Origin of the sequence: Proteus sp. G4380 (assembly GCF_963885725.1) — a bacterium.
Lineage (GTDB): Bacteria > Pseudomonadota > Gammaproteobacteria > Enterobacterales > Enterobacteriaceae > Proteus > Proteus mirabilis.
Genome location: NZ_CAWPAV010000100.1, coordinates 1 through 21,169, shown reverse-complemented (window position 1 = coordinate 21,169; position 21,169 = coordinate 1). Strand labels below are relative to the sequence as shown.

At 41.7% G+C, this 21,169-nt stretch carries 18 protein-coding genes and 2 tRNA genes; 18 read left to right on the top strand and 2 right to left on the bottom strand.

Features of this window, described 5'->3' with window-relative positions; translation table 11 throughout:
• Positions 1-49 precede the first annotated feature (49 nt).
• Positions 50-526, top strand: a complete 477-nt coding sequence (greA, locus tag AACU98_RS09060) for a transcription elongation factor GreA (protein WP_004246246.1) — start codon at positions 50-52, stop codon at positions 524-526.
• Positions 527-648: 122 nt separating this feature from the next.
• Here greA and yhbY read toward each other — a convergent pair whose 3' ends face one another.
• Positions 649-942 carry a ribosome assembly RNA-binding protein YhbY gene (yhbY, locus tag AACU98_RS09055; RefSeq protein ID WP_012368729.1) on the bottom strand — a complete coding sequence of 98 codons (294 nt, stop codon included), beginning with the start codon at positions 940-942 and terminating at the stop codon, positions 649-651.
• 145 nt (positions 943-1,087) lie between these two features.
• Between yhbY and rlmE the strand changes: the two genes are divergently transcribed.
• The 16 genes from rlmE (at position 1,088) to AACU98_RS08975 (ending at position 19,193) form a co-directional block, all read left to right on the top strand.
• Positions 1,088-1,717 (top strand): 23S rRNA (uridine(2552)-2'-O)-methyltransferase RlmE, encoded by a 630-nt coding sequence (gene rlmE, locus AACU98_RS09050; protein ID WP_004246244.1) that lies wholly within the window; start codon positions 1,088-1,090, stop codon positions 1,715-1,717.
• 56 nt (positions 1,718-1,773) lie between these two features.
• Positions 1,774-3,714, top strand: coding sequence for an ATP-dependent zinc metalloprotease FtsH (ftsH, locus tag AACU98_RS09045; RefSeq protein ID WP_004246243.1), 1,941 nt, complete (start codon positions 1,774-1,776; stop codon positions 3,712-3,714).
• 81 nt (positions 3,715-3,795) lie between these two features.
• A complete protein-coding gene (gene folP, locus AACU98_RS09040; protein WP_004246242.1) occupies positions 3,796-4,638 on the top strand; it encodes a dihydropteroate synthase in 843 nt (280 codons plus the stop codon).
• Positions 4,635-5,972: a phosphoglucosamine mutase gene (gene glmM, locus AACU98_RS09035; RefSeq protein WP_004246241.1), complete on the top strand. Its 1,338-nt coding sequence runs from the start codon at positions 4,635-4,637 to the stop codon at positions 5,970-5,972. Before folP ends, glmM begins: the two co-directional genes overlap by 4 nt.
• Positions 5,973-6,138: 166 nt before the next feature.
• A complete protein-coding gene (gene secG / locus AACU98_RS09030; RefSeq protein WP_004246240.1) occupies positions 6,139-6,483 on the top strand; it encodes a preprotein translocase subunit SecG in 345 nt (114 codons plus the stop codon).
• A 64-nt stretch (positions 6,484-6,547) separates the two neighbouring features.
• Positions 6,548-6,637 (top strand) — tRNA-Leu (locus AACU98_RS09025).
• A gap of 60 nt (positions 6,638-6,697) precedes the next feature.
• Positions 6,698-6,774 (top strand) — tRNA-Met (locus AACU98_RS09020).
• A 199-nt stretch (positions 6,775-6,973) separates the two neighbouring features.
• Entirely contained in the window at positions 6,974-7,426 is a 453-nt protein-coding gene (rimP, locus tag AACU98_RS09015) for a ribosome maturation factor RimP (RefSeq protein WP_004253010.1), read from the top strand.
• A 20-nt stretch (positions 7,427-7,446) separates the two neighbouring features.
• Positions 7,447-8,955 carry a transcription termination factor NusA gene (gene nusA / locus AACU98_RS09010; RefSeq protein WP_004246238.1) on the top strand — a complete coding sequence of 503 codons (1,509 nt, stop codon included), beginning with the start codon at positions 7,447-7,449 and terminating at the stop codon, positions 8,953-8,955.
• 22 nt (positions 8,956-8,977) lie between these two features.
• Positions 8,978-11,728, top strand: coding sequence for a translation initiation factor IF-2 (gene infB, locus AACU98_RS09005; RefSeq protein ID WP_004246237.1), 2,751 nt, complete (start codon positions 8,978-8,980; stop codon positions 11,726-11,728).
• A gap of 307 nt (positions 11,729-12,035) precedes the next feature.
• Positions 12,036-12,437 (top strand): 30S ribosome-binding factor RbfA, encoded by a 402-nt coding sequence (gene rbfA / locus AACU98_RS09000; RefSeq protein WP_004246236.1) that lies wholly within the window; start codon positions 12,036-12,038, stop codon positions 12,435-12,437.
• Positions 12,437-13,393: a tRNA pseudouridine(55) synthase TruB gene (gene truB, locus AACU98_RS08995; protein ID WP_161735848.1), complete on the top strand. Its 957-nt coding sequence runs from the start codon at positions 12,437-12,439 to the stop codon at positions 13,391-13,393. Before rbfA ends, truB begins: the two co-directional genes overlap by 1 nt.
• A 122-nt stretch (positions 13,394-13,515) precedes the next feature.
• Complete coding sequence (gene rpsO, locus AACU98_RS08990; RefSeq protein WP_004253005.1) at positions 13,516-13,785, top strand: 30S ribosomal protein S15; 270 nt, start codon at positions 13,516-13,518, stop codon at positions 13,783-13,785.
• Positions 13,786-14,054: 269 nt separating this feature from the next.
• On the top strand, positions 14,055-16,184 hold the full coding sequence (gene pnp, locus AACU98_RS08985) for a polyribonucleotide nucleotidyltransferase (protein ID WP_004246234.1): 2,130 nt from the start codon (positions 14,055-14,057) through the stop codon (positions 16,182-16,184).
• A 114-nt stretch (positions 16,185-16,298) separates the two neighbouring features.
• Entirely contained in the window at positions 16,299-17,186 is an 888-nt protein-coding gene (gene nlpI / locus AACU98_RS08980; RefSeq protein ID WP_143475792.1) for a lipoprotein NlpI, read from the top strand.
• A gap of 171 nt (positions 17,187-17,357) precedes the next feature.
• Entirely contained in the window at positions 17,358-19,193 is a 1,836-nt protein-coding gene (locus AACU98_RS08975) for a DEAD/DEAH family ATP-dependent RNA helicase (RefSeq protein ID WP_026090516.1), read from the top strand.
• A 182-nt stretch (positions 19,194-19,375) separates the two neighbouring features.
• Here the strand turns inward: AACU98_RS08975 and AACU98_RS08970 are convergent, their stop codons facing one another.
• Complete coding sequence (locus AACU98_RS08970) at positions 19,376-20,026, bottom strand: helix-turn-helix transcriptional regulator (RefSeq protein WP_004246231.1); 651 nt, start codon at positions 20,024-20,026, stop codon at positions 19,376-19,378.
• A gap of 186 nt (positions 20,027-20,212) precedes the next feature.
• Here AACU98_RS08970 and AACU98_RS08965 point away from each other — a divergent pair.
• The coding region (locus AACU98_RS08965) for a sugar phosphate isomerase/epimerase family protein (RefSeq protein ID WP_161735846.1) at positions 20,213-21,169 on the top strand (957 nt) is incomplete at its 3' end.

The following is a 21,169-nucleotide window of genomic DNA, read 5'->3' as shown; positions in this document are numbered from 1 at the left end:
TCAGGATGATACCTATTTTTTATTAGGAATAGTATTGAGGTATTAACACATGAATCAGATCCCTATGACAGTTCTCGGAGCAGAAAAATTACGCGAAGAACTGGAATATCTAAAAAGTGTTCGTCGCCCAGAAATTACCGCGGCCATTGCTGAGGCACGGGAACATGGCGACTTAAAAGAAAACGCGGAATATCACGCAGCTCGTGAACAACAGGGTTTCTGTGAAGGCCGCATTCAAGAAATTGAAGCAAAATTATCAAATGCACAAGTCATTGATATCACTAAAATGACGAATAATGGACGTATTATTTTTGGTGCCACGGTGACGTTACTCAATGTGGATACTGAAGAAGAGCAAAAATACCGCATTGTTGGTGATGATGAAGCAAACATTAAAGAAAACTTAATTTCAGTCAACTCACCGATTGCCCGTGGATTGATTGGTAAAGAGTTAGATGATGTGGTGGTTATTAACACCCCAGGCGGCCAAGTAGAGTATGAAGTTTTAAACGTAGAATATATTTAATTTGTAATTTTACGTTTCTATAGAAAACTAGAATGCTATCCTGTGGTAATATTAAAAAAGGCCTGAAAAGGCCTTTTTTGCCATAGAGTTAGTTATGGCATTTTTATATAAAGGTATAAGTTTTATTTCGGTAAAATAATTTTACGCGCTTCAGAAGGGCGATAAAGAACAACCATTTTTCCGATAACTTGTACATTCTGTGCACCGCTTTCACGCACAATCGCTGCCACGATCAAGTTTTTAACATCTCGATCTTCGCCTGCGATTTTGACTTTGATAAGCTCATGATGTGCCAGAGCGATTTCAATTTCTGCAAGAACGCCTTCAGTCAACCCGTTGTTACCGATCATAACGACAGGATTGAGATGATGAGCGAGCCCTTTCAGGTGTTGAATTTGTTTTTTGTTAAGAGTCATCATTAATTTTTGCTTAGTTGGGATTGAAAACGGTCTATTCTAACGCCATCTCTCATTTATCACCATAAAATGTCGTCAAGATGCGGTAAAATGAGTGAAGAAGTAAAATTTTTGATTGCTAAGTGTATGATAGTTGGAAAACGCAATGGCCAATAAAAAACGTTCGGCAAGCTCTAGCCGCTGGTTACAAGAACATTTTAGTGATAAATATGTTCAACAAGCAAAGAAAAAAGGGTTTCGCTCTCGAGCTTGGTTTAAATTGGAAGAAATTCAGCAAAGTGATAACATTTTCAAACCAGGTATGACCGTTGTCGATTTAGGTGCTGCTCCGGGTGGGTGGTCTCAATATGTCGTACAGCAGTTAGGAAATAAAGGTAGGATCATCGCATGTGACCTTTTACCTATGGATCCTATCGTTGGTGTCGATTTCCTTCAAGGCGATTTTCGTGATGAACTTGTATTGAAGGCATTGCTTGATAGAGTAGGTGATAATAAAGTCCAGGTTGTCATGTCTGACATGGCTCCAAACATGAGCGGAACACCCGCGGTCGATATTCCTCGATCCATGTATTTAGTAGAGTTAGCGCTTGATATGTGTCGTGATGTGCTGGCTCCCGGGGGAAGTTTTATTGTCAAAGTGTTTCAGGGAGAAGGCTTTGATGAGTACCTGGGGCAAATACGCTCCCTGTTTACGAAAGTGAAAGTTCGTAAACCAGACGCTTCGCGGTCTCGTTCTCGTGAGGTATATATTGTAGCCACAGGGCGTAAACTTTAGTACCCTAAAGCTATTTGTTAACACAGTTGTAATATGAGGTTAATCCCTTGAGTGACATGGCGAAAAACCTGATCCTCTGGTTAGTCATTGCAGTCGTATTGATGTCATTATTCCAGAGCTTCGGACCCAGCGATTCGAATAGTCGTAAGGTGGATTACTCTACCTTTATCAATGAGTTAACTAATAACCAGTTACGCGAGGTCAGCATAAGTGGTTATGATATTAATGTAACTAAAACAGATAACTCAAAGTACAGCACGTATATGCCTATGCGTGATGATAACCTGCTGACCACTTTAATGAACCGTAATGTAAAAGTGACCGGTGAACCCATTGAAGGTCAAAGCCTTCTAACACAAATTTTTGTGTCTTGGTTCCCAATGCTTTTACTGATTGGTCTTTGGATCTTCTTTATGCGCCAAATGCAAGGTGGTGGCGGTAAAGGTGCGATGTCTTTTGGTAAGAGTAAGGCTCGCATGTTGACAGAAGACCAAATCAAAACAACCTTTGCTGATGTTGCAGGTTGTGATGAGGCAAAAGAAGAAGTCAGCGAGCTAGTTGAGTATTTACGTGATCCGGGTCGTTTCCAGAAATTAGGTGGTAAAATTCCGAAAGGTATCCTAATGGTTGGTCCTCCTGGTACGGGTAAAACATTATTAGCAAAAGCGATTGCTGGTGAAGCAAAAGTACCTTTCTTTACTATTTCTGGTTCTGACTTCGTTGAAATGTTTGTCGGGGTCGGTGCTTCTCGTGTTCGTGATATGTTTGAACAGGCTAAAAAAGCAGCACCTTGTATCATCTTTATCGATGAAATCGATGCGGTTGGTCGTCAACGTGGTGCCGGTCTTGGCGGTGGTCATGATGAACGTGAACAAACGCTGAACCAGATGCTGGTCGAAATGGATGGTTTTGAAGGCAACGAAGGTATCATCGTGATTGCCGCAACTAACCGCCCTGACGTATTAGACCCTGCATTATTACGTCCAGGTCGTTTTGACCGTCAAGTCGTCGTAGGTTTACCAGATGTTCGTGGTCGTGAGCAAATTCTGAAAGTGCATATGCGCCGAGTGCCATTATCACCAGACGTTGATCCTGCGATCCTTGCTCGTGGTACTCCGGGTTTCTCCGGTGCTGACTTGGCAAACTTGGTTAATGAAGCTGCACTATTTGCTGCACGCGGTAACAAACGTGTTGTTTCAATGGTCGAGTTCGAAAAAGCAAAAGATAAGATCATGATGGGTGCTGAACGCCGTTCAATGGTTATGACCGAAGAACAAAAAGCATCAACGGCTTATCATGAAGCGGGACACGCCATTATTGGTCGTTTAGTGCCTGAACATGATCCGGTACATAAAGTGACGATTATCCCGCGTGGACGTGCATTAGGTGTGACTTTCTTCTTACCTGAAGGTGACCAAATCAGTGCCAGCCGTCAAAAACTGGAAAGCCAAATTTCAACACTTTATGGTGGTCGTTTAGCGGAAGAGATCATTTATGGGCCTGAACATGTTTCGACAGGGGCTTCTAATGATATCAAAGTGGCAACCAATATTGCGCGTAACATGGTGACACAGTGGGGCTTCTCTGAAAAATTAGGGCCATTACTGTATGCTGATGAAGACGGTGAGGTGTTCTTAGGTCGTTCAGTTGCTAAAGCGCAACATATGTCAGATGAAACGGCACGTACTATCGACGAAGAAATTAAAGCTATCATCGATCGTAACTATACCCGTGCTCGTCAAATCCTGATGGATAACCTAGATATTCTGCACTCAATGAAAGATGCATTAATGACTTATGAAACCATTGATGCACCTCAAATTGATGACTTAATGAATCGTCGTGAAGTTCGTCCACCGGCAGGTTGGGAAGGCAATAATGGCAATAGTGGTGCAAATACCGCTACAGCACAGCCGACACAAACACATGTGACGAATGAGCCAAATAATAAGTCAGGATCAGAGAGTGACACACCTTCTGATAACAATACTCATTAATCCTTATCGGGTTCTATATTGAGTAAGCTATAAATACAAACCCCAGGCTTTCTGGGGTTTTTTTATATAGGTATCAACGAAATGAAATTAATTGCCAGAGGAAGAGAGCTTAATTTATCTTCACCCCAAGTGATGGGCATTTTAAATGTGACGCCAGATTCATTTTCTGATGGCGGAACGCATAACTCTCTTAATGATGCTATTAACCACGCCGCTAAACTTATTGCTGAAGGGGCTTCTATCATCGATATCGGTGGTGAATCAACAAGGCCGGGTGCCAGTGATGTTTCTGTCGATGAAGAGTTACATCGTGTTATTCCTGTGGTCGAAGCTATCCAGCAACGTTTTGATGTGTGGATTTCTGTTGATACATCCAAAGCACAAGTGATCACGGAGTCCGCTCAAGCGGGTGCCTCTATTATCAATGATATACGTTCACTTACCGAACCTGGAGCACTTCAGGCGGCTGCAAAAACGGGGTTACCTGTTTGTATTATGCATATGCAAGGTTTACCTAAAACAATGCAACATTCGCCGCAGTATAAGAATGTGATGATAGAAGTTGATGCTTTTCTGGCAGAGAATATTCAACGTTGTATTGATGCTGGTATCGAGAAAAATCAAATTATTCTTGATCCAGGCTTCGGCTTTGGTAAAAATTTAGCGCATAATTATCAATTATTAGCACATCTAAGTGATTTTCATCACTTTGGTTTACCGATACTCGCCGGAATGTCACGTAAATCAATGGTAGGACAGTTACTCAATGTTCCGCCACAAGAGCGTGTTGCTGGTAGTGTTGCTTGCGCAGTTATTGCTGCAATGCAAGGGGCACAAATTATTCGTGTACACGATGTTAAAGAGACTGTAGATGCGATGAAAGTCGTGCAGGCGACTCTTTCTGCAAAGGAAAATAATGAATGAGCGAACGTAAATACTTTGGAACAGACGGTATCCGTGGAAAAGTAGGTGACAGCCCTATTACACCTGATTTTGTATTAAAGCTAGGCTGGGCTGCAGGTAAAGTACTTGCACGTCACGGCTCACGTAAAATCATTATCGGTAAAGATACTCGTATTTCTGGTTATATGTTGGAATCGGCTCTAGAAGCAGGTCTTGCTGCTGCGGGATTATCCGCTTCATTTACAGGCCCGATGCCAACCCCCGCGGTCGCTTATTTAACCCGTACTTTCAGAGCAGAAGCTGGCATAGTGATTTCTGCTTCTCATAATCCCTATTATGATAATGGCATCAAATTCTTCTCCATTGATGGTACAAAACTACCTGATGAAGTAGAAGAAGCTATTGAAGCGGAAATGGAAAAGCCGATCACTTGTGTAGAGTCCGCAGAATTAGGGCGTGCGAATCGCATTGTTGATGCCGCGGGCCGTTATATTGAATTTTGTAAAGGTACGTTCCCTAACGAAAATAATTTAAATGGGTTAAAAGTTGTTGTGGATTGTGCCCATGGTGCAACTTACCATATTGCGCCTAATGTTTTTCGTGAACTCGGGGCTGAGGTTATCACTATTGGTTGTGAGCCTACGGGCATCAATATCAATGACGAATGTGGTGCAACAGATGTACGCATGTTGCAAAAACGCGTGTTAGAAGAGGGTGCCGACGTTGGTTTAGCCTTTGATGGTGATGGTGACCGTATTATTATGGTTGATCATAAAGGCCTAAAAGTAGATGGTGACCAAATTCTCTATATCATTGCGCGAGAAGCATTGCGTCAAGGTCAACTACGTGGTGGTGCCGTCGGTACACTAATGAGTAATATGGGGTTAGAGATTGCCTTAAAACAGCTTGGTATTCCTTTTGTGAGAGCCAAAGTGGGTGACCGCTATGTACTTGAGAAATTGCAAGAAAAAGGCTGGCGTTTAGGGGCGGAAAACTCGGGTCATATTATTTTACTTGATAAGACAACAACGGGTGATGGTATTGTTGCTGGTCTGCAAGTATTAAGCGCAATGGTTCGTAACCATATGAGCTTGCATGATCTATGCAGTGGCATGAAATTATTACCACAAATTTTGGTGAATGTTCGTTTTACGGGAAATCACGATCCTCTACAATCCACAGAAGTTCAGCAAGTCGCAAAAGAAGTTGAGGCGGAGCTTGGTGGTAAGGGACGCGTTTTATTACGTAAATCAGGAACAGAACCATTAATTCGAGTGATGGTTGAAGGCGAAAATGAAGAGCAAGTCACAGCGATGGCGAATCGTATTGCTGATGCAGTAAAACATGTTGGCTAATTGCTGTTTTTTTCTTCAATTAATCACTTTATAGTAAAATAACCTTGCTTGTCAGTTCAGGTTTGGTTAGTATTCACACCCGCTTAGTAAGGTCGTTGAACTAAAGCGGGTGAAGCAATCGAAGGTTATCGCATAGGCGATAAGTTCCATAGAATAGGTAACGCAAATGTATACAGCACTCATTGTTATTCTTATCATTGCAGCAACAGGGCTGGTTGGTCTGATCCTGTTACAGCAGGGTAAAGGTGCTGATATGGGCGCTTCTTTTGGTGCAGGTGCTTCCGGTACAGTATTTGGTTCAAGCGGTTCAGCAAATTTCATGACCCGTATGACCGCTGTTTTAGCAACAGTGTTTATTGTACTTTGCCTTATTTTAGGTAATTTAAGTGCCAATAAAACTGTTCGTGAAGACAGTAAGTGGATGTCTATCGAGCAGACTGCAGAAGAAGCGAAAAAAGCTGAGCAATTAGCAGCGCCTGTAGCACCAGCAAACACAGATATTCCGCAGTAAACTAAGTAATAGTTAAAAATGAGATTGTTTGGGGTTTTGGTTAAATAAACAGTCTCATTAAAGTGCCGAGGTGGTGAAATTGGTATACACGCTACCTTGAGGTGGTAGTGCCTACAAAACGGGCGTACGGGTTCAAGTCCCGTTCTCGGCACCATTATTCCAGATAGCTTGCGTTTTGCTTGTTATCAGCGTAAAATTTGCCACGTTTTTCGAACGCGGGGTGGAGCAGCTTGGTAGCTCGTCGGGCTCATAACCCGAAGGTCGTTGGTTCAAATCCAGCCCCCGCAACCACTTCTAACAATACAGCACTTTTCTCATTAATCATCTTGTAAACCGATTATGATCCTGAGTGGAATGTGCCGTAGAAGAGGTTATCTCGATTGGCAAGTTACAGGGTCCAGTTGCATAAAGCCCCGAATTTCGGGGTTTTTTGTTATCAGAGAATAGAATACTGGGCTATAAGCCCTTTTTTTATGCCTTGGGGGTGGGTTTGTCCACATTAGAGCAAAAATTAACAGCGATGGTTTCAGCACCAGTAGAAGCATTAGGCTTTGAATTTGTTGGTCTTGAGTTTATTCGTGGTCGAGTATCAACATTGCGTATCTATATTGATAGTGAAGAAGGTATCACTGTTGATGATTGTGCTGATGTTAGCCACCAGGTCAGTGCTGTGCTGGATGTTGAAGATCCAATTCAAACATTTTATAACCTTGAGATCTCATCTCCTGGTTTAGAAAGACCTTTATTCACTACAACGCATTATGAGCAATTTATCGGCGAAGAAGTCGCCGTTGTATTACGAATTGCGATGCAAAACCGCCGTAAATGGCAGGGCATTATTAAGTCTGTCGCTGGCGAAATGATCACGGTTACTGTGGATGGTAAAGACGAAGTGTTCGCACTGAGCAACATCCAGAAAGCTAACCTGGTACCCCACTTTTAAGTTTTGAAGAGGCAACTAGGATGAACAAAGAGATTCTGGCTGTTGTGGAAGCGGTCTCTAACGAAAAATCTCTTCCTCGTGAGAAGATTTTCGAAGCACTGGAAACTGCATTAGCGACAGCGACTAAGAAAAAATATGAGCAAGAGATTGATGTACGAGTTTGCATTGATCGTAAAACGGGGGATTTTGATACTTTCCGTCGTTGGCTTGTGGTTGAAGAAGTTACTCAGCCTACTCGTGAAATCACACTTGAAGCGGCTAAATACGAAGAGCCTGAAATTGAACTAGGCGGCTTCATTGAAGACCAAATTGAGTCTGTTACTTTCGACCGTATTACCACCCAGACCGCAAAACAAGTGATCGTACAAAAAGTACGTGAAGCTGAAAGAGCGATGGTTGTTGATCAATTCCGCGAACAATTAGGCGAAATTATCACGGGCGTTGTGAAAAAAGTAAACCGCGATAACATCACCCTAGATTTAGGAAATAACGCAGAAGCCGTTATCTTACGTGAAGATATGCTACCGCGTGAAAATTTCCGCCCAGGTGACCGTGTACGTGGTGTCTTATACGATGTTCGTACAGAAACTCGTGGTGCACAACTTTTCGTAACACGTTCTCGTCCTGAAATGCTGATCGAATTATTCCGCATTGAAGTACCTGAAATTGGCGAAGAGATCATTGAGATTAAAGCTGCAGCACGTGATCCAGGTTCTCGTGCCAAAATCGCTGTAAAAACCAACGATAAACGCATCGACCCTGTGGGTGCTTGTGTTGGTATGCGTGGTGCACGTGTACAAGCCGTTTCCAGTGAACTGGGCGGTGAACGAATTGATATTGTTCTGTGGGATGATAATCCTGCACAATTCGTGATTAATGCAATGGCTCCGGCAGATGTTGCTTCTATTGTTGTCGATGAAGACAAATGTACAATGGACGTCGCTGTTGAAAGCAGTAATCTTGCCCAAGCGATTGGCCGTAATGGTCAAAATGTTCGCTTAGCAGCACAATTACTGAAAAAACATCGTGGTGATGACAAATGGGAACTGAATGTCATGACTGCAGATGAACTGAATGCTAAGCATCAGGCAGAAGCAAACGCAGCCATTGAAATATTTACTAAGCATCTCGACATTGATGAAGACTTCGCAACTGTTTTAGTTGAAGAAGGTTTCTCTACCCTTGAAGAGTTAGTTTATGTGCCGATTGACGAACTGTTAGCTATCGACGGTCTTGATGAAGAAACAGTTGAAGCATTACGTGAAAGAGCAAAAGCGGCATTAACAACGATTGAACTAGCTCAAAAAGAAAGCCTAGGCGATAACCAGCCAGCTGAGGACTTATTAGCTCTCGAAGGCATGGAACGTTCTTTAGCATTTGATCTAGCTGCCCGTGGTATCTGCACACTGGAAGATCTTGCCGAACAGGGTATCGACGACCTAACTGATATTGACGGTTTAAATAGTGAGCGCGCAGGCGAACTCATTATGGCTGCTCGTAATATCTGCTGGTTTGGGAATGATGCGTAACAACTGAGCAGGAAGGAACAGAATGACAGATGAAACAGTAAAATCACTTGCAGAAGAGATTCAGACACCGGTTGAACGTTTGGTACAGCAGTTTGCTGATGCCGGTATTAAGAAAACCGTCTCTGATTCTGTCTCCCAAAAAGAGAAAGAAACCTTGCTGGCTTGGTTGAACCGTGATAAAGAGTCAACCAGCCAACCAGAAAAATTAACGTTACAGCGCAAAGTGCGTAGTACGTTAAGTGTTCCTGGTACAGGTGGCAAAAATAAATCAGTAGCCATCGAAGTCCGCAAAAAACGCACTTATGTGAACCGTGATGCAGTTGAAAAAGCACAAGCGGCAGAGCAAGCTCAGCGTGAAGCGGAAGAAAAGGCGCGTCGCGAAGCAGAAGAAAAAGCACAGCGCGAAGCACAAGAGAAAGCACAGCGCGAAGCTGAAGAAAAAGCAAAACGTGAAGCTGAAGAAGCCAAGAAAAAGGCTGAAGAAAAGGCAAAACGTGAAGCTGAAGAAGCAAAACGTGAAGCAGCGGAATTAGCTAAGCGCGAAGCAGCGGAAAAAGACAAAGTGAAACAAAACGAGAAACCAAAAGCTGATAAGGCTGATCAGGAAAAAGCACGTCGCATAGCCGAACAGGCTGAACTGAAACGTAAAACAGAAGAAGCTCAGCGTCGTAAAGCTGAAGAAGAAGCTCGCATTGCAGCAGAAAAAGCGCGTCGCTTAGCGGAAGAAAATGCTGAAAAATGGACTTCAGATACGTCATCTGAAACAGAAGGTACTGACTATCATGTGACGACATCTCGCTATGCGCGTGATGCAGAAGATGAAAGTGATGCTGAGGTTGAAGGTGGCCGTGGCCGTGGTCGTGCAGCAAAAGCCCCTCGTCCAAAGAAAAATAACCGTCACTCTGAAAAAGCAGATCGTGAAGAAGCTCGCGCTGCTGGCCGTTCTAACAAGAAAGGCAAAGGACGTAAAAATAGCACATTACAGCAAGGCTTCAATAAGCCAGCCGCTGCCGTAAACCGTGATGTTGTCATTGGTGAGACTATTTCAGTTGCTGATTTAGCAAACAAAATGGCAGTGAAAGGTTCTGAAGTCATTAAAACAATGATGAAAATGGGTGCAATGGCAACCATCAATCAAGTTTTAGACCAAGAAACGGCACAACTGGTTGCGGAAGAAATGGGTCACAAAGTTATCTTACGTCGTGAAAACGAGTTAGAAGAACAAGTGATGAACGACCGTGATACTAGCGATGAAATGGCTGTATCTCGTGCGCCTGTTGTGACTATTATGGGTCACGTTGACCATGGTAAAACCTCTTTACTCGACTACATTCGTTCAACGAAAGTGGCTTCAGGTGAAGCAGGTGGTATTACTCAGCATATCGGTGCTTATCACGTTAAAACCGACAAAGGTGAAATTACCTTCCTAGATACTCCAGGTCACGCCGCATTTACTTCAATGCGTGCCCGTGGTGCTCAGGTAACGGATATCGTTGTTCTGGTTGTTGCTGCTGATGATGGTGTGATGCCACAAACTATCGAAGCTATCCAACACGCCAAAGCAGCAAATGTGCCTGTTGTTGTTGCCGTGAACAAAATTGATAAACCAGAAGCTGATCCTGATCGTGTTAAAACTGAGCTGTCTCAATATGGCATTCTGCCAGAAGATTGGGGTGGTGAGACTCAGTTTATCCATGTGTCAGCAAAACAAGGTTTAGGTATTGACGAGTTGCTGGATGCTATCTTATTACAAGCGGAAGTACTTGAACTGAAAGCAGTAAAAGAAGGTATGGCAAGCGGTGTTGTTATCGAATCTTACCTCGATAAAGGCCGTGGTCCTGTTGCGACTATCCTTGTTCGTGAAGGTACTTTGAATAAAGGTGATATCGTTCTGTGTGGTTTTGAATACGGTCGTATTCGTGCAATGCGTAACGAATTAGGTAAAGAAGTACAATCTGCCGGCCCATCAATGCCTGTTGAGATTTTAGGTCTGTCTAATGTACCTTCTGCGGGTGATGAAGCAACCGTTGTTCGTGATGAGAAAAAAGCGCGTGAAGTTGCCTTATATCGTCAAGGTAAATTCCGTGAAGTGAAACTGGCTCGTCAACAGAAATCTAAACTGGAAAACATGTTTGCTAACATGGAAGAAGGTAAAGTTTCTGAACTGAACATCGTACTGAAAACGGATGTTCAAGGAACTTGTGAAGCCATCACTGATGCATTAGTTAAACTTTCTACAGATGAAGTTAAACTGAAAATTATCGGTTCTGGCGTGGGTGGTATCACTGAAACAGATGCGACTTTAGCGGCTGCTTCTGATGCTATCATTCTTGGTTTCAACGTTCGTGCTGATGCTTCTGCTCGTCGTATTATCGAACAAGAAAGTGTTGATTTACGTTACTACTCCGTTATCTATAGCTTGATTGATGAAATTAAATCAGCAATGAGCGGTATGTTAGAGCCTGAATACAAACAAGAAATCATGGGTCTTGCTGAGGTTCGTGATGTGTTTAAATCACCTAAATTCGGCGCTATCGCGGGTTGTATGGTGGTTGAAGGTAATATCAAACGTAACAATCCTATTCGCGTATTACGTGATAACGTGGTTATTTACGAAGGTGAGCTTGAATCACTGCGTCGCTTTAAAGATGATGTCAACGAAGTCCGTAATGGTATGGAATGTGGTATCGGTGTGAAAAACTACAACGATGTCCGTGTTGGCGATATGATTGAAGTGTTCCAAGTTATCGAAATTAAACGTTCTATCGATTAATCGAGTACGTCTGATTTAAAAAAGAAGGGAGCTTAATGGCTCCCTTCTTATTCCTCTCTTTATGCTATTCCCCCTTTATTCTTTTCTGTATTTTTCAATATAAGCGAAATAGATTGGCTTTCAGTAATTTATGTCATTAAAAGAACAGGGTAAGATAACGCTAAAGAGCAGATTTATTGCTAAAGAGAAAAAAAGCGCAAAGCGGTTGTGAAACGTGACTTTATGTATACTCTTTAGATATCATCGATTTTAAAATTGGATCAATAATGACAATAGAGTGATAACGACATTGTCAGGGAGAGATAAAATGGCAAGAGATTTTAGCCGTGCTCAGCGTGTTTCTCAGGAAATGCAAAAAGAAATCGCCATCATTTTACAGCGCGAAGTAAAAGATCCACGTATTGGAATGGCCACCGTATCCGGTGTTGAAATTTCACGTGATCTGGCTTACGCCAAAGTATTTGTCACCTTTTTAAACCTATCAGCAGGTGAAGAAAGCGATGAAGAAATGGTAGAAAATGGCTTAAAAGCCCTTAACGAAGCAGCAGGCTTTATTCGCTCTTTATTAGGTAAAGCGATGCGCTTACGTGTTGTTCCTGAGCTAACATTTGCTTATGACAATTCATTAGTTGAAGGTATGCGTATGTCTAACCTTGTGTCAAATGTTGTCAAAGATGATGAAAAACGCCGTCATAAAGAGGAAGAGTAATGGGGCGTCGTCGTAAAGGGCGTGAGATTAACGGCGTATTATTGCTTGATAAGCCTCAAGATATTTCATCGAATGACGCTTTGCAAAAAGTACGCCGCATGTTTAATGCAAGCAAAGCGGGGCATACCGGCGCTTTAGATCCTTTAGCGACAGGTATGCTTCCTATCTGTTTAGGTGAAGCGACAAAGTTTTCACAGTTTTTATTGGATTCAGATAAACGCTATCGAGTGATTGCCAAATTAGGTGAAAGAACAGATACCTCTGATGCTCATGGACAAGTGATCCAGCAACGACCGGTACAGTTTAACCAGCAAGCGCTCGATGCTGCGTTAGAGAGTTTTCGTGGTGAAACATTGCAAATTCCTTCAATGTATTCAGCACTTAAGCATCAAGGTAAACCACTTTATGAATATGCAAGACAAGGTATTGAAGTTGAGCGAGAAGCAAGACCCATTATCGTGTATGAATTGCAATTTATTCGCTGGGAAGACGATGAGTTAGAACTAGAAATTCATTGTTCTAAAGGTACCTATATTCGCACTATCATTGATGATCTGGGTGAGAAATTAAACTGTGGTGCCCATGTGATTTTCTTACGTCGTTTAGAAGTCGCAGATTATCCGAAAGAGCGTATGGTGACGCTTGAGCAATTGCGCGCAATCATTGATGATGCTCAGCAACAAGATGAGTCACCATTTCCTGCGTTAGATGCCTTATTATTGCCTATGGATACTGCGGTTGCACATTTCCCTGTGGTGCATTTAACCGCCATTATGGCGGGTTACTTAAAACTGGGGCAACCGGTTCGGGTAAATCACACCTTGGATGAAGGGGAATGGGTCAGAGTCACCGAAGGCGATGAGAAAAAATTTATTGGCCTTGCGATCATCAAAGATGGTCTAGTTGCACCGAAAAGATTAGTCGTGGATTATAAGGCACTCAATAACCCTGAATAGCAATTCTTGCGCTAAGTGTGTTTGAAGCGTAGAATAATGCGGCTATCTGTTTAGGTGGCTGAGTTGGATAGCTGAATTAGAGATTGGCTATCTGAAAATTTTACTTTTATTGGAGTTTTATTATGTCTCTAAGTACTGAAGCGAAAGCAAAGATCGTTGCTGAATTCGGTCGTGATGCTAACGATACTGGCTCAAGCGAAGTTCAGATCGCACTGCTGACTGCAGAAATCAACCACCTGCAAGGTCACTTTTCAGAGCACAAAAAAGATCACCACAGCCGTCGTGGTCTGCTGCGTAAAGTTTCCAGCCGTCGTAATCTGCTGGACTACCTGAAACGTAAAGATGTAGCTCGTTATACTGCACTGATTGAACGTTTAGGTCTGCGTCGCTAATCAAGTGAGTTTCAGTGAAAAGGGGCCCGTAGGCCCCTTTTCTACTAGAAAGTGCTATTTTTAAGAAAGTGCTATTTCAAAAATGAGTCGTTATGTTTTAATGTGGTGATGGTTATTTAGTCTCTCTAGTTGCGACAATTCGCGCGGCTAATGAAAGTGTTTAAACGTGGTTAAGTTAAATATTTCCATTAGTCGCGAGGGGACGTAGCGGAGAAAAGATTATTCATCGTCGCTAAATATCATGCGACAATAAGATAAAGGATATTATTTTGCTGAATCCTACAGTTCGTAAATTTCAATACGGTCAACATACCGTTACGTTAGAAACGGGCATGATGGCTCGCCAAGCAACGGCTGCTGTAATGGTTGACATGGACGGCACTGCTGTTTTTGTTACCGTTGTTGCTAAGAAAAAAGTGAAAGAAGGACAAGACTTCTTCCCACTCACCGTTAACTATCAAGAGCGTTCATACGCAGCTGGCCGTATTCCAGGAAGTTTCTTCCGTCGTGAAGGTCGTCCTGGCGAAGGTGAAACTTTAATCGCGCGTCTTATCGACCGCCCTTTACGCCCACTATTCCCAGAAGGGTTCTTAAACGAAATCCAAGTAGTTGCGACTGTGGTTTCTGTTAATCCACAAGTTAACCCAGATATCGTTGCTATGATTGGTGCTTCTGCAGCACTGTCATTATCAGGTGTACCTTTCAATGGTCCTATCGGTGGTGCTCGTGTTGGCTTTATTGATGGTCAATATGTGCTGAACCCAACCGTTGATGAACTGAAAATTAGTAAATTAGACTTAGTGGTTGCAGGTACTGCGGGTGCGGTACTGATGGTTGAATCAGAAGCTGATTTATTATCAGAAGAACAAATGTTAGGTGCAGTGGTATTTGGTCATGAACAACAACAAGTTGTGATTGAAAATATCAATGCATTAGTTGCCGAAGTCGGTAAAGAAAAATGGGATTGGGCACCAGAGCCTATTAACCAATCTTTACATGATCGTATTGCTCAATTAGCACAAACTCGTATTGGTGATGCGTATCGTATTACTGAAAAACAAGAGCGTTATGAGCAAATCGATGCTATTCGTGATGAAGTGATCAGCACATTATTAGCAGAAGATGAGTCTTTAGACGAAGGCGAAATCATTGAAATTTTCTCTGGTTTAGAGAAGAAAATTGTTCGTGCTCGTGTATTAGCGGGTGAACCTCGTATCGATGGCCGTGAAAAAGACATGGTACGTGCTTTAGATATTCGTACAGGTTTATTACCACGTACACATGGCTCTGCGCTATTTACTCGTGGCGAAACGCAAGCATTAGTAACAGCTACTTTAGGTACTGCACGTGATGCACAAACCATTGATGACATCATGGGTGAGCATACCGATACCTTCTTACTGCACTACAACTTCCCTCCATATTCTGTCGGTGAAACAGGTATGATGGGTTCGCCAAAACGTCGTGAGATTGGTCATGGTCGTTTAGCAAAACGTGGTGTATTAGCCGTTATGCCAACGATTGAAGAATTCCCATACACAGTACGTGTAGTGTCTGAAATTACAGAATCCAATGGTTCATCTTCAATGGCATCTGTTTGTGGTGCTTCTTTAGCACTGATGGATGCTGGTGTACCAATTAAAGAATCTGTTGCTGGTATTGCAATGGGTCTGGTAAAAGAAGGTGAAAACTTCGTTGTTCTTTCTGATATTTTAGGTGATGAAGACCATTTAGGTGATATGGACTTTAAAGTTGCGGGTAGCCGTAACGGAGTCAGTGCATTACAAATGGATATCAAAATCGAAGGTATCACTCGTGAAATTATGCAAGTTGCGTTAAATCAAGCGAAAAGCGCACGTCTGCATATTTTAGGGGTAATGGAAAGTGCAATTAGCCAGCCTCGTGCAGAAATTTCTGAGTTTGCACCACGTATTCACACTATCAAAATCAATGCTGATAAGATCAAAGATGTTATCGGTAAGGGTGGTTCGGTTATCCGTGCATTAACGGAAGAAACTGGGACCACTATCGAAATCGAAGATGATGGTACAGTGAAAATTGCAGCTACTAGTGGCGAACAAGCAAAACAAGCTATCGCTCGTATCGAAGAGATCACGGCAGAAGTCGAAGTTGGCCGTATCTATAACGGTAAAGTAACACGTATCGTTGATTTCGGTGCATTTGTTGCTATCGGCGGTGGTAAAGAAGGTCTGGTGCATATTTCTCAAATCGCAGACAAACGCGTTGAGAAAGTAAGTGATTACCTGACTATGGGTCAAGAAGTTCCAGTGAAAGTACTGGAAATTGACCGCCAAGGCCGTATCCGCTTAAGCATGAAAGAGGCTCAAGCAACCCAGCAGGAAGCAGCTGAAACTTCTTCTGAAGATCCTGCAAATTAATGATATTCTACTACCGATATCTAGACATAGGTATCGGTAGAGACTTATTATGATTGACAAGTAGGACGTCATAAAACGCTTTTTGTTGAAAGAGTCTGACTTTGGGAGTGAGAAATGAAAACATTTCTGCGCAGTTGTTCTATTGCTGTTTTCATCTTTATTTCCGGGTGCAGCACTAGTCCAGAATGGCGTAAGAATGCTATTTTTGCTACTCCACTACAGCCTTCTTTACAACAAGAAGTGATATTGGCTCGTATAGAACAAATTCTGGCGAGCCGCTCATTGACCGAAGATGAATACGCACAGCTTTTATATGAGCGTGGTGTGCTGTATGATAGTCTCGGTTTAAGAGCATTGGCGCGCAATGATTTTTCAATGGCGTTGTCAATGAGACCAGATATGCTAGAAATTTTTAATTTTCTAGGTATCTATTTTACGCAAGCAGCGAATTATGATGCTGCTTATGAAGCGTTTGATTCTGTTTTAGAGCTTGATCCAACTTACAATAATGCGCGTTTTAATCGTGGTATCGCTTTATACTATGGTGGCCGATTGAAATTGGCGCAGGATGATCTGCAGGCGTTTTATCAGGTCGATCCAAATGATCCCATTCGTTCGCTTTGGTTATATCTTGTTGAAAAAGAGATAGACTCTGATTCTGCTAAAAAACAGCTGAAACAGCGATACCTACAGGCGAATAAAACGGGACAATGGGGATGGAATATAGTTGAGTTTTATTTAGGTGACATTAGTGAAAAAACATTAATGGAAAGGCTAAATGAAACGTCAACCGATAACACTTCGCTCGCTGAGCATCTTAGTGAAACTAACTTCTATTTAGGTAAATATTACCTAAGTCTGGGGGACATGGATAGCGCTGAAGCGTTATTCAAGCTGACGGTTGCCAACAACGCACATAACTTTGTTGAGCACCGCTACGCATTGTTGGAATTAGCACTGTTAGGCCAACAAGAAGACCTAGCGGAATCGGACCAGCAATAGCTGACGAACATTTCTTTGATCAGTTTGAAAGCCATCATCTGCATAGGATGAGGGCTTGTTTGTTCGTTTAATAATATAATTTGAGCCAGTTCACATTTTAGATGATAAAGACCGACAAACCATGCGGTATGTTATGTCAACTGGCCGCCATAATGAATGAGGCACAGTGACATGACTACTGAAACCGATATGACTTTTGCTGATCTAGGTTTATCAGCACCTATTTTGACTGCACTGAATGATTTAGGCTACGAGAAGCCTTCTCCAATTCAGCAACAATGTATTCCTTTCCTTTTAGATGGCAATGATGTTCTAGGTATGGCACAAACCGGTAGTGGTAAAACCGCTGCGTTTAGCTTACCGTTATTACACAATCTAGATGAATCATTAAAAGCACCACAAATTTTAGTGTTAGCACCAACCCGTGAACTTGCGGTTCAGGTTGCCGAAGCCATTGAAGATTTTTCTAAACATTTACCAAAAGTGAATGTCGTTGCTCTGTATGGCGGCCAACGCTATGACGTTCAACTACGTGCATTACGCCAAGGGCCACAAGTTGTTGTGGGTACACCGGGTCGTTTATTAGATCACTTAAACCGTGGCACCTTAGATTTATCTAAACTAAAAGGTTTAGTATTAGATGAAGCTGATGAAATGTTACGTATGGGCTTTATTGAAGATGTTGAGAATATCTTAAGTAAGATCCCAGCAGAGCACCAGACCGCATTATTCTCTGCGACGATGCCAGAAGCTATCCGTCGTATTACACGTCGCTTTATGAATGATCCAAAAGAAGTACGTATTCAAAGCAGTGTAACTACACGCCCAGATATTAGCCAAAGCTATTGGATGACTTATGGTGCACGTAAAAATGAAGCATTAATCCGTTTCTTAGAAGCAGAAGATTTCGATGCAGCTATTATTTTCGTTCGTACAAAAAATGCGACCTTAGAAGTAGCAGAAACCTTAGAGCGTAATGGCTATAACAGTGCGGCATTGAATGGTGACATGAATCAGTCTCTGCGTGAGCAAACATTAGAGCGTCTGAAAAACGGCCGTTTAGATATCCTTATCGCAACGGATGTTGCTGCGCGTGGTCTGGATGTTGACCGTATCAGCTTGGTTGTCAACTATGATATCCCTATGGATTCAGAGTCTTATGTACACCGTATTGGCCGTACTGGCCGTGCAGGTCGTGCGGGTCGTGCAATTCTATTTGTTGATAATCGTGAGCGCCGTTTACTGCGCAATATCGAGCGCACGATGAAGATGTCTATTCCTGAAGTTGAGTTACCAAACGCAGAGCTGATTAGTCAGCGTCGTCAGGAAAAATTTGCTCAGCAAATCGCTCAACAGTTAGAAACAAGTAACCTTGACCAATATCGTGCATTGTTACCAAAATTAGCGCCACAAGGTGAAGAAGCGTTAGATATGGAAACATTGGCGGCGGTATTACTGAAAATGGCTCAAGGTGAGCGTGCACTTATTCTGCCACCTGATCCAGTACGTCGTCCTCGTCGTGAATTTAACGATCGTGACGATCGCCGTAACGATCGCGAACGTTCTCCACGTCGTGAGCGCCGTGATGCGGGTGAAATGGATCTTTATCGTATTGAAGTGGGTCGTGATGATGGGGTTGAAGTTCGTCATATTGTTGGTGCTATTGCCAACGAAGGCGATATCAGTAGCCGTTATATTGGTAATATCAAATTATATGGCTCTCACTCAACCATTGAGTTACCAAAAGGGATGCCAGGCGATTTATTAAGCCACTTCACTCGTACTCGTATTATGAATAAACCATTGAATATGCAGTTAGTGGGTGATGCACAACCTTACCGTGAGCGCCGTAATAGCAGCCGTCGTGATGGTCAGCCACAAGGTGGTCGTCGCTTTAGTAAAGGCGATCAACCACCACGCCGTGGTAATGGCGAGCGTGGTAACTTCCGTGGTCGCGGTAATAACGAAAACGCACCACGTCGCCGTAGTAGCTCTCATAATCAATAAGAAACTTAAAGTTTATTCAATTTTAAGCTGAATTGATAAAAACCAGTCCATACAATGGACTGGTTTTTTTATAGTATGCTGAGCATGGTGTTTGGCGCCTTATATGCAGCCGTAAGTAGGGTGCTGTTAGAGGACGACAGGAGTGATCCCATCTCCTACTAGACAATAAGTAAATCTTATTATTATTTCTTACTTAAATTTCTTAAATGCTTATAAATTGTTGCTGAGCTTATGCCTAATTCGGCGGATACTATTTTATGTGTTGCTGAAAATTCAAAAAGTCCACTTTCATTTAATTCTTTAATTATCTCTAAATTCTTGTATTTACTTGGAATATTTTTATTTCCATAAACTCTCTTTTTAATTGGTTCTAGATGATTCTGTACAAGATTATTCACATCTTGTGAAAAATTTTCATGTTTTAAATTATTTGTATCAGTAAAACTATCTATTAATGCATTTAATGGCATATCGAGAGCAAAGTTCATACAAATCATACCAATAGGTGTACCTGCATTATTTACAATTAAAGTAGATGATGATTTAAATGGCCGAACACTTTTTGTATTGAAATAAACCTCCCACATTTGATCTGTTCGATTAAATTTTGAGAGTTTTTCTAAAGCAATATTTGTTACGGGGGCACCTAATCCACGACCAGTAACATGTCCATTAACTATGTGGATAACGGAATGGCGTAAATCCTCAAAACTATGTAGCACTATTTCACAATAATCACCGAGAAATTGCCCCAAATTATCGAGAAAAGGAATATAAGAGCGGAGTAGATGCCGATCTTCTTCAGTAATCTTTTGGTTTGTAGGAAGGTCCATAAGAAATTTTACCCATAATTACAGTTAAATAATTCTAACGTTAAAAGTTGTCGAAATCCATATTTAGTATACTCGGATAATACTGAGTAAAATATTTTTATACTAAGTTAAGTTTTATGATCCTAAGCACATACTTTATTTTCTTAATATGGCTAAATACGGGTATAGGAATTCGAGGAAGAAATTATGAAACTAGGTATTGAAACAGAGTCCTATCACCTATTTTTTCAGCAGGGTGTAATGGATGTTTTTGATTTTATAAATAAAGCAACTGAATTAGGGCTGGATGGGGTCGAATTAAATATCATTCCTGATGAAGGATTACACCCAGAATTTGGTGTGTTAACAAGTGATAGCCCTGAATATTTAGCAAAAGTACGTCAGGCAATTGAAGATAAAAATCTTTATTGTGAATTAGATACACGTTTTACAACACCAAAGGCATTAACAAAAGCAATTGATATCGCTCGAGGAATTGGTGCTGATGTGATACGTACTTATATGTTTCGTCGAGGACAATACAATCCGAAACAATACCCTAAAATTATTCAAGATATTAAGTCTATTGTTCCATTATTAAAAAAATATCGTATACGTCTTGCAATAGAAAATCATGAAGATGAAACGGCTGATGAAATCTTAAATATTGTAAAAAATGTTGATTCTATTTGGGTTGGTGCACATTGTGATATTGGTAATGGCATGATGGCGTGGGAAGATCCTATAGTAACAGTGAGCAAATTAGCACCTTATACATATAGCACTCATTTTAAAGATCATATTGTTACACATGATGATGAAACACTGGTAATTACAGGAATGCCTCTTGGTGAAGGGAGTATTGATATCGATGAATGTTTTCGTTTATTAGTTGAACATTCGCCTGTAACACGTATTAACTTAGAAAACTGTTTTCCCTATACATCTCATTTTGCTAGAGATAAAGGAACGGGGGGAGTATTTGAATTAAGTGGAAGCTTTGAAGTTAAATCACCACCTTTTGATACGCAATTAATTAACCCCTTGGAATATTATTATCCAGCTAAAATTTCTCCTGTTGCATTAAAAACATTAATGGACGCACAAGAGCGTTGTGTACAAGTTTCTGTTAATAAATTAAAAGAACTAAGAAAAAAATATTGT

Bases quoted from the DNA above. Each gene is read 5' to 3' on its own strand.
- ftsH (WP_004246243.1), top strand. From the start codon at position 1,774: ATGGCGAAAAACCTGATCCTCTGGTTAGTCATTGCAGTCGTATTGATG.
- glmM (WP_004246241.1), top strand. From the start codon at position 4,635: ATGAGCGAACGTAAATACTTTGGAACAGACGGTATCCGTGGAAAAGTA.
- AACU98_RS08970 (WP_004246231.1), bottom strand. From the start codon at position 20,026: ATGGACCTTCCTACAAACCAAAAGATTACTGAAGAAGATCGGCATCTA.
- AACU98_RS08975 (WP_026090516.1), top strand. From the start codon at position 17,358: ATGACTACTGAAACCGATATGACTTTTGCTGATCTAGGTTTATCAGCA.
- rlmE (WP_004246244.1), top strand. From the start codon at position 1,088: ATGGCCAATAAAAAACGTTCGGCAAGCTCTAGCCGCTGGTTACAAGAA.
- nusA (WP_004246238.1), top strand. From the start codon at position 7,447: ATGAACAAAGAGATTCTGGCTGTTGTGGAAGCGGTCTCTAACGAAAAA.
- greA (WP_004246246.1), top strand. From the start codon at position 50: ATGAATCAGATCCCTATGACAGTTCTCGGAGCAGAAAAATTACGCGAA.
- truB (WP_161735848.1), top strand. From the start codon at position 12,437: ATGGGGCGTCGTCGTAAAGGGCGTGAGATTAACGGCGTATTATTGCTT.
- secG (WP_004246240.1), top strand. From the start codon at position 6,139: ATGTATACAGCACTCATTGTTATTCTTATCATTGCAGCAACAGGGCTG.
- infB (WP_004246237.1), top strand. From the start codon at position 8,978: ATGACAGATGAAACAGTAAAATCACTTGCAGAAGAGATTCAGACACCG.
- rbfA (WP_004246236.1), top strand. From the start codon at position 12,036: ATGGCAAGAGATTTTAGCCGTGCTCAGCGTGTTTCTCAGGAAATGCAA.
- nlpI (WP_143475792.1), top strand. From the start codon at position 16,299: ATGAAAACATTTCTGCGCAGTTGTTCTATTGCTGTTTTCATCTTTATT.
- folP (WP_004246242.1), top strand. From the start codon at position 3,796: ATGAAATTAATTGCCAGAGGAAGAGAGCTTAATTTATCTTCACCCCAA.
- rpsO (WP_004253005.1), top strand. From the start codon at position 13,516: ATGTCTCTAAGTACTGAAGCGAAAGCAAAGATCGTTGCTGAATTCGGT.
- yhbY (WP_012368729.1), bottom strand. From the start codon at position 942: ATGACTCTTAACAAAAAACAAATTCAACACCTGAAAGGGCTCGCTCAT.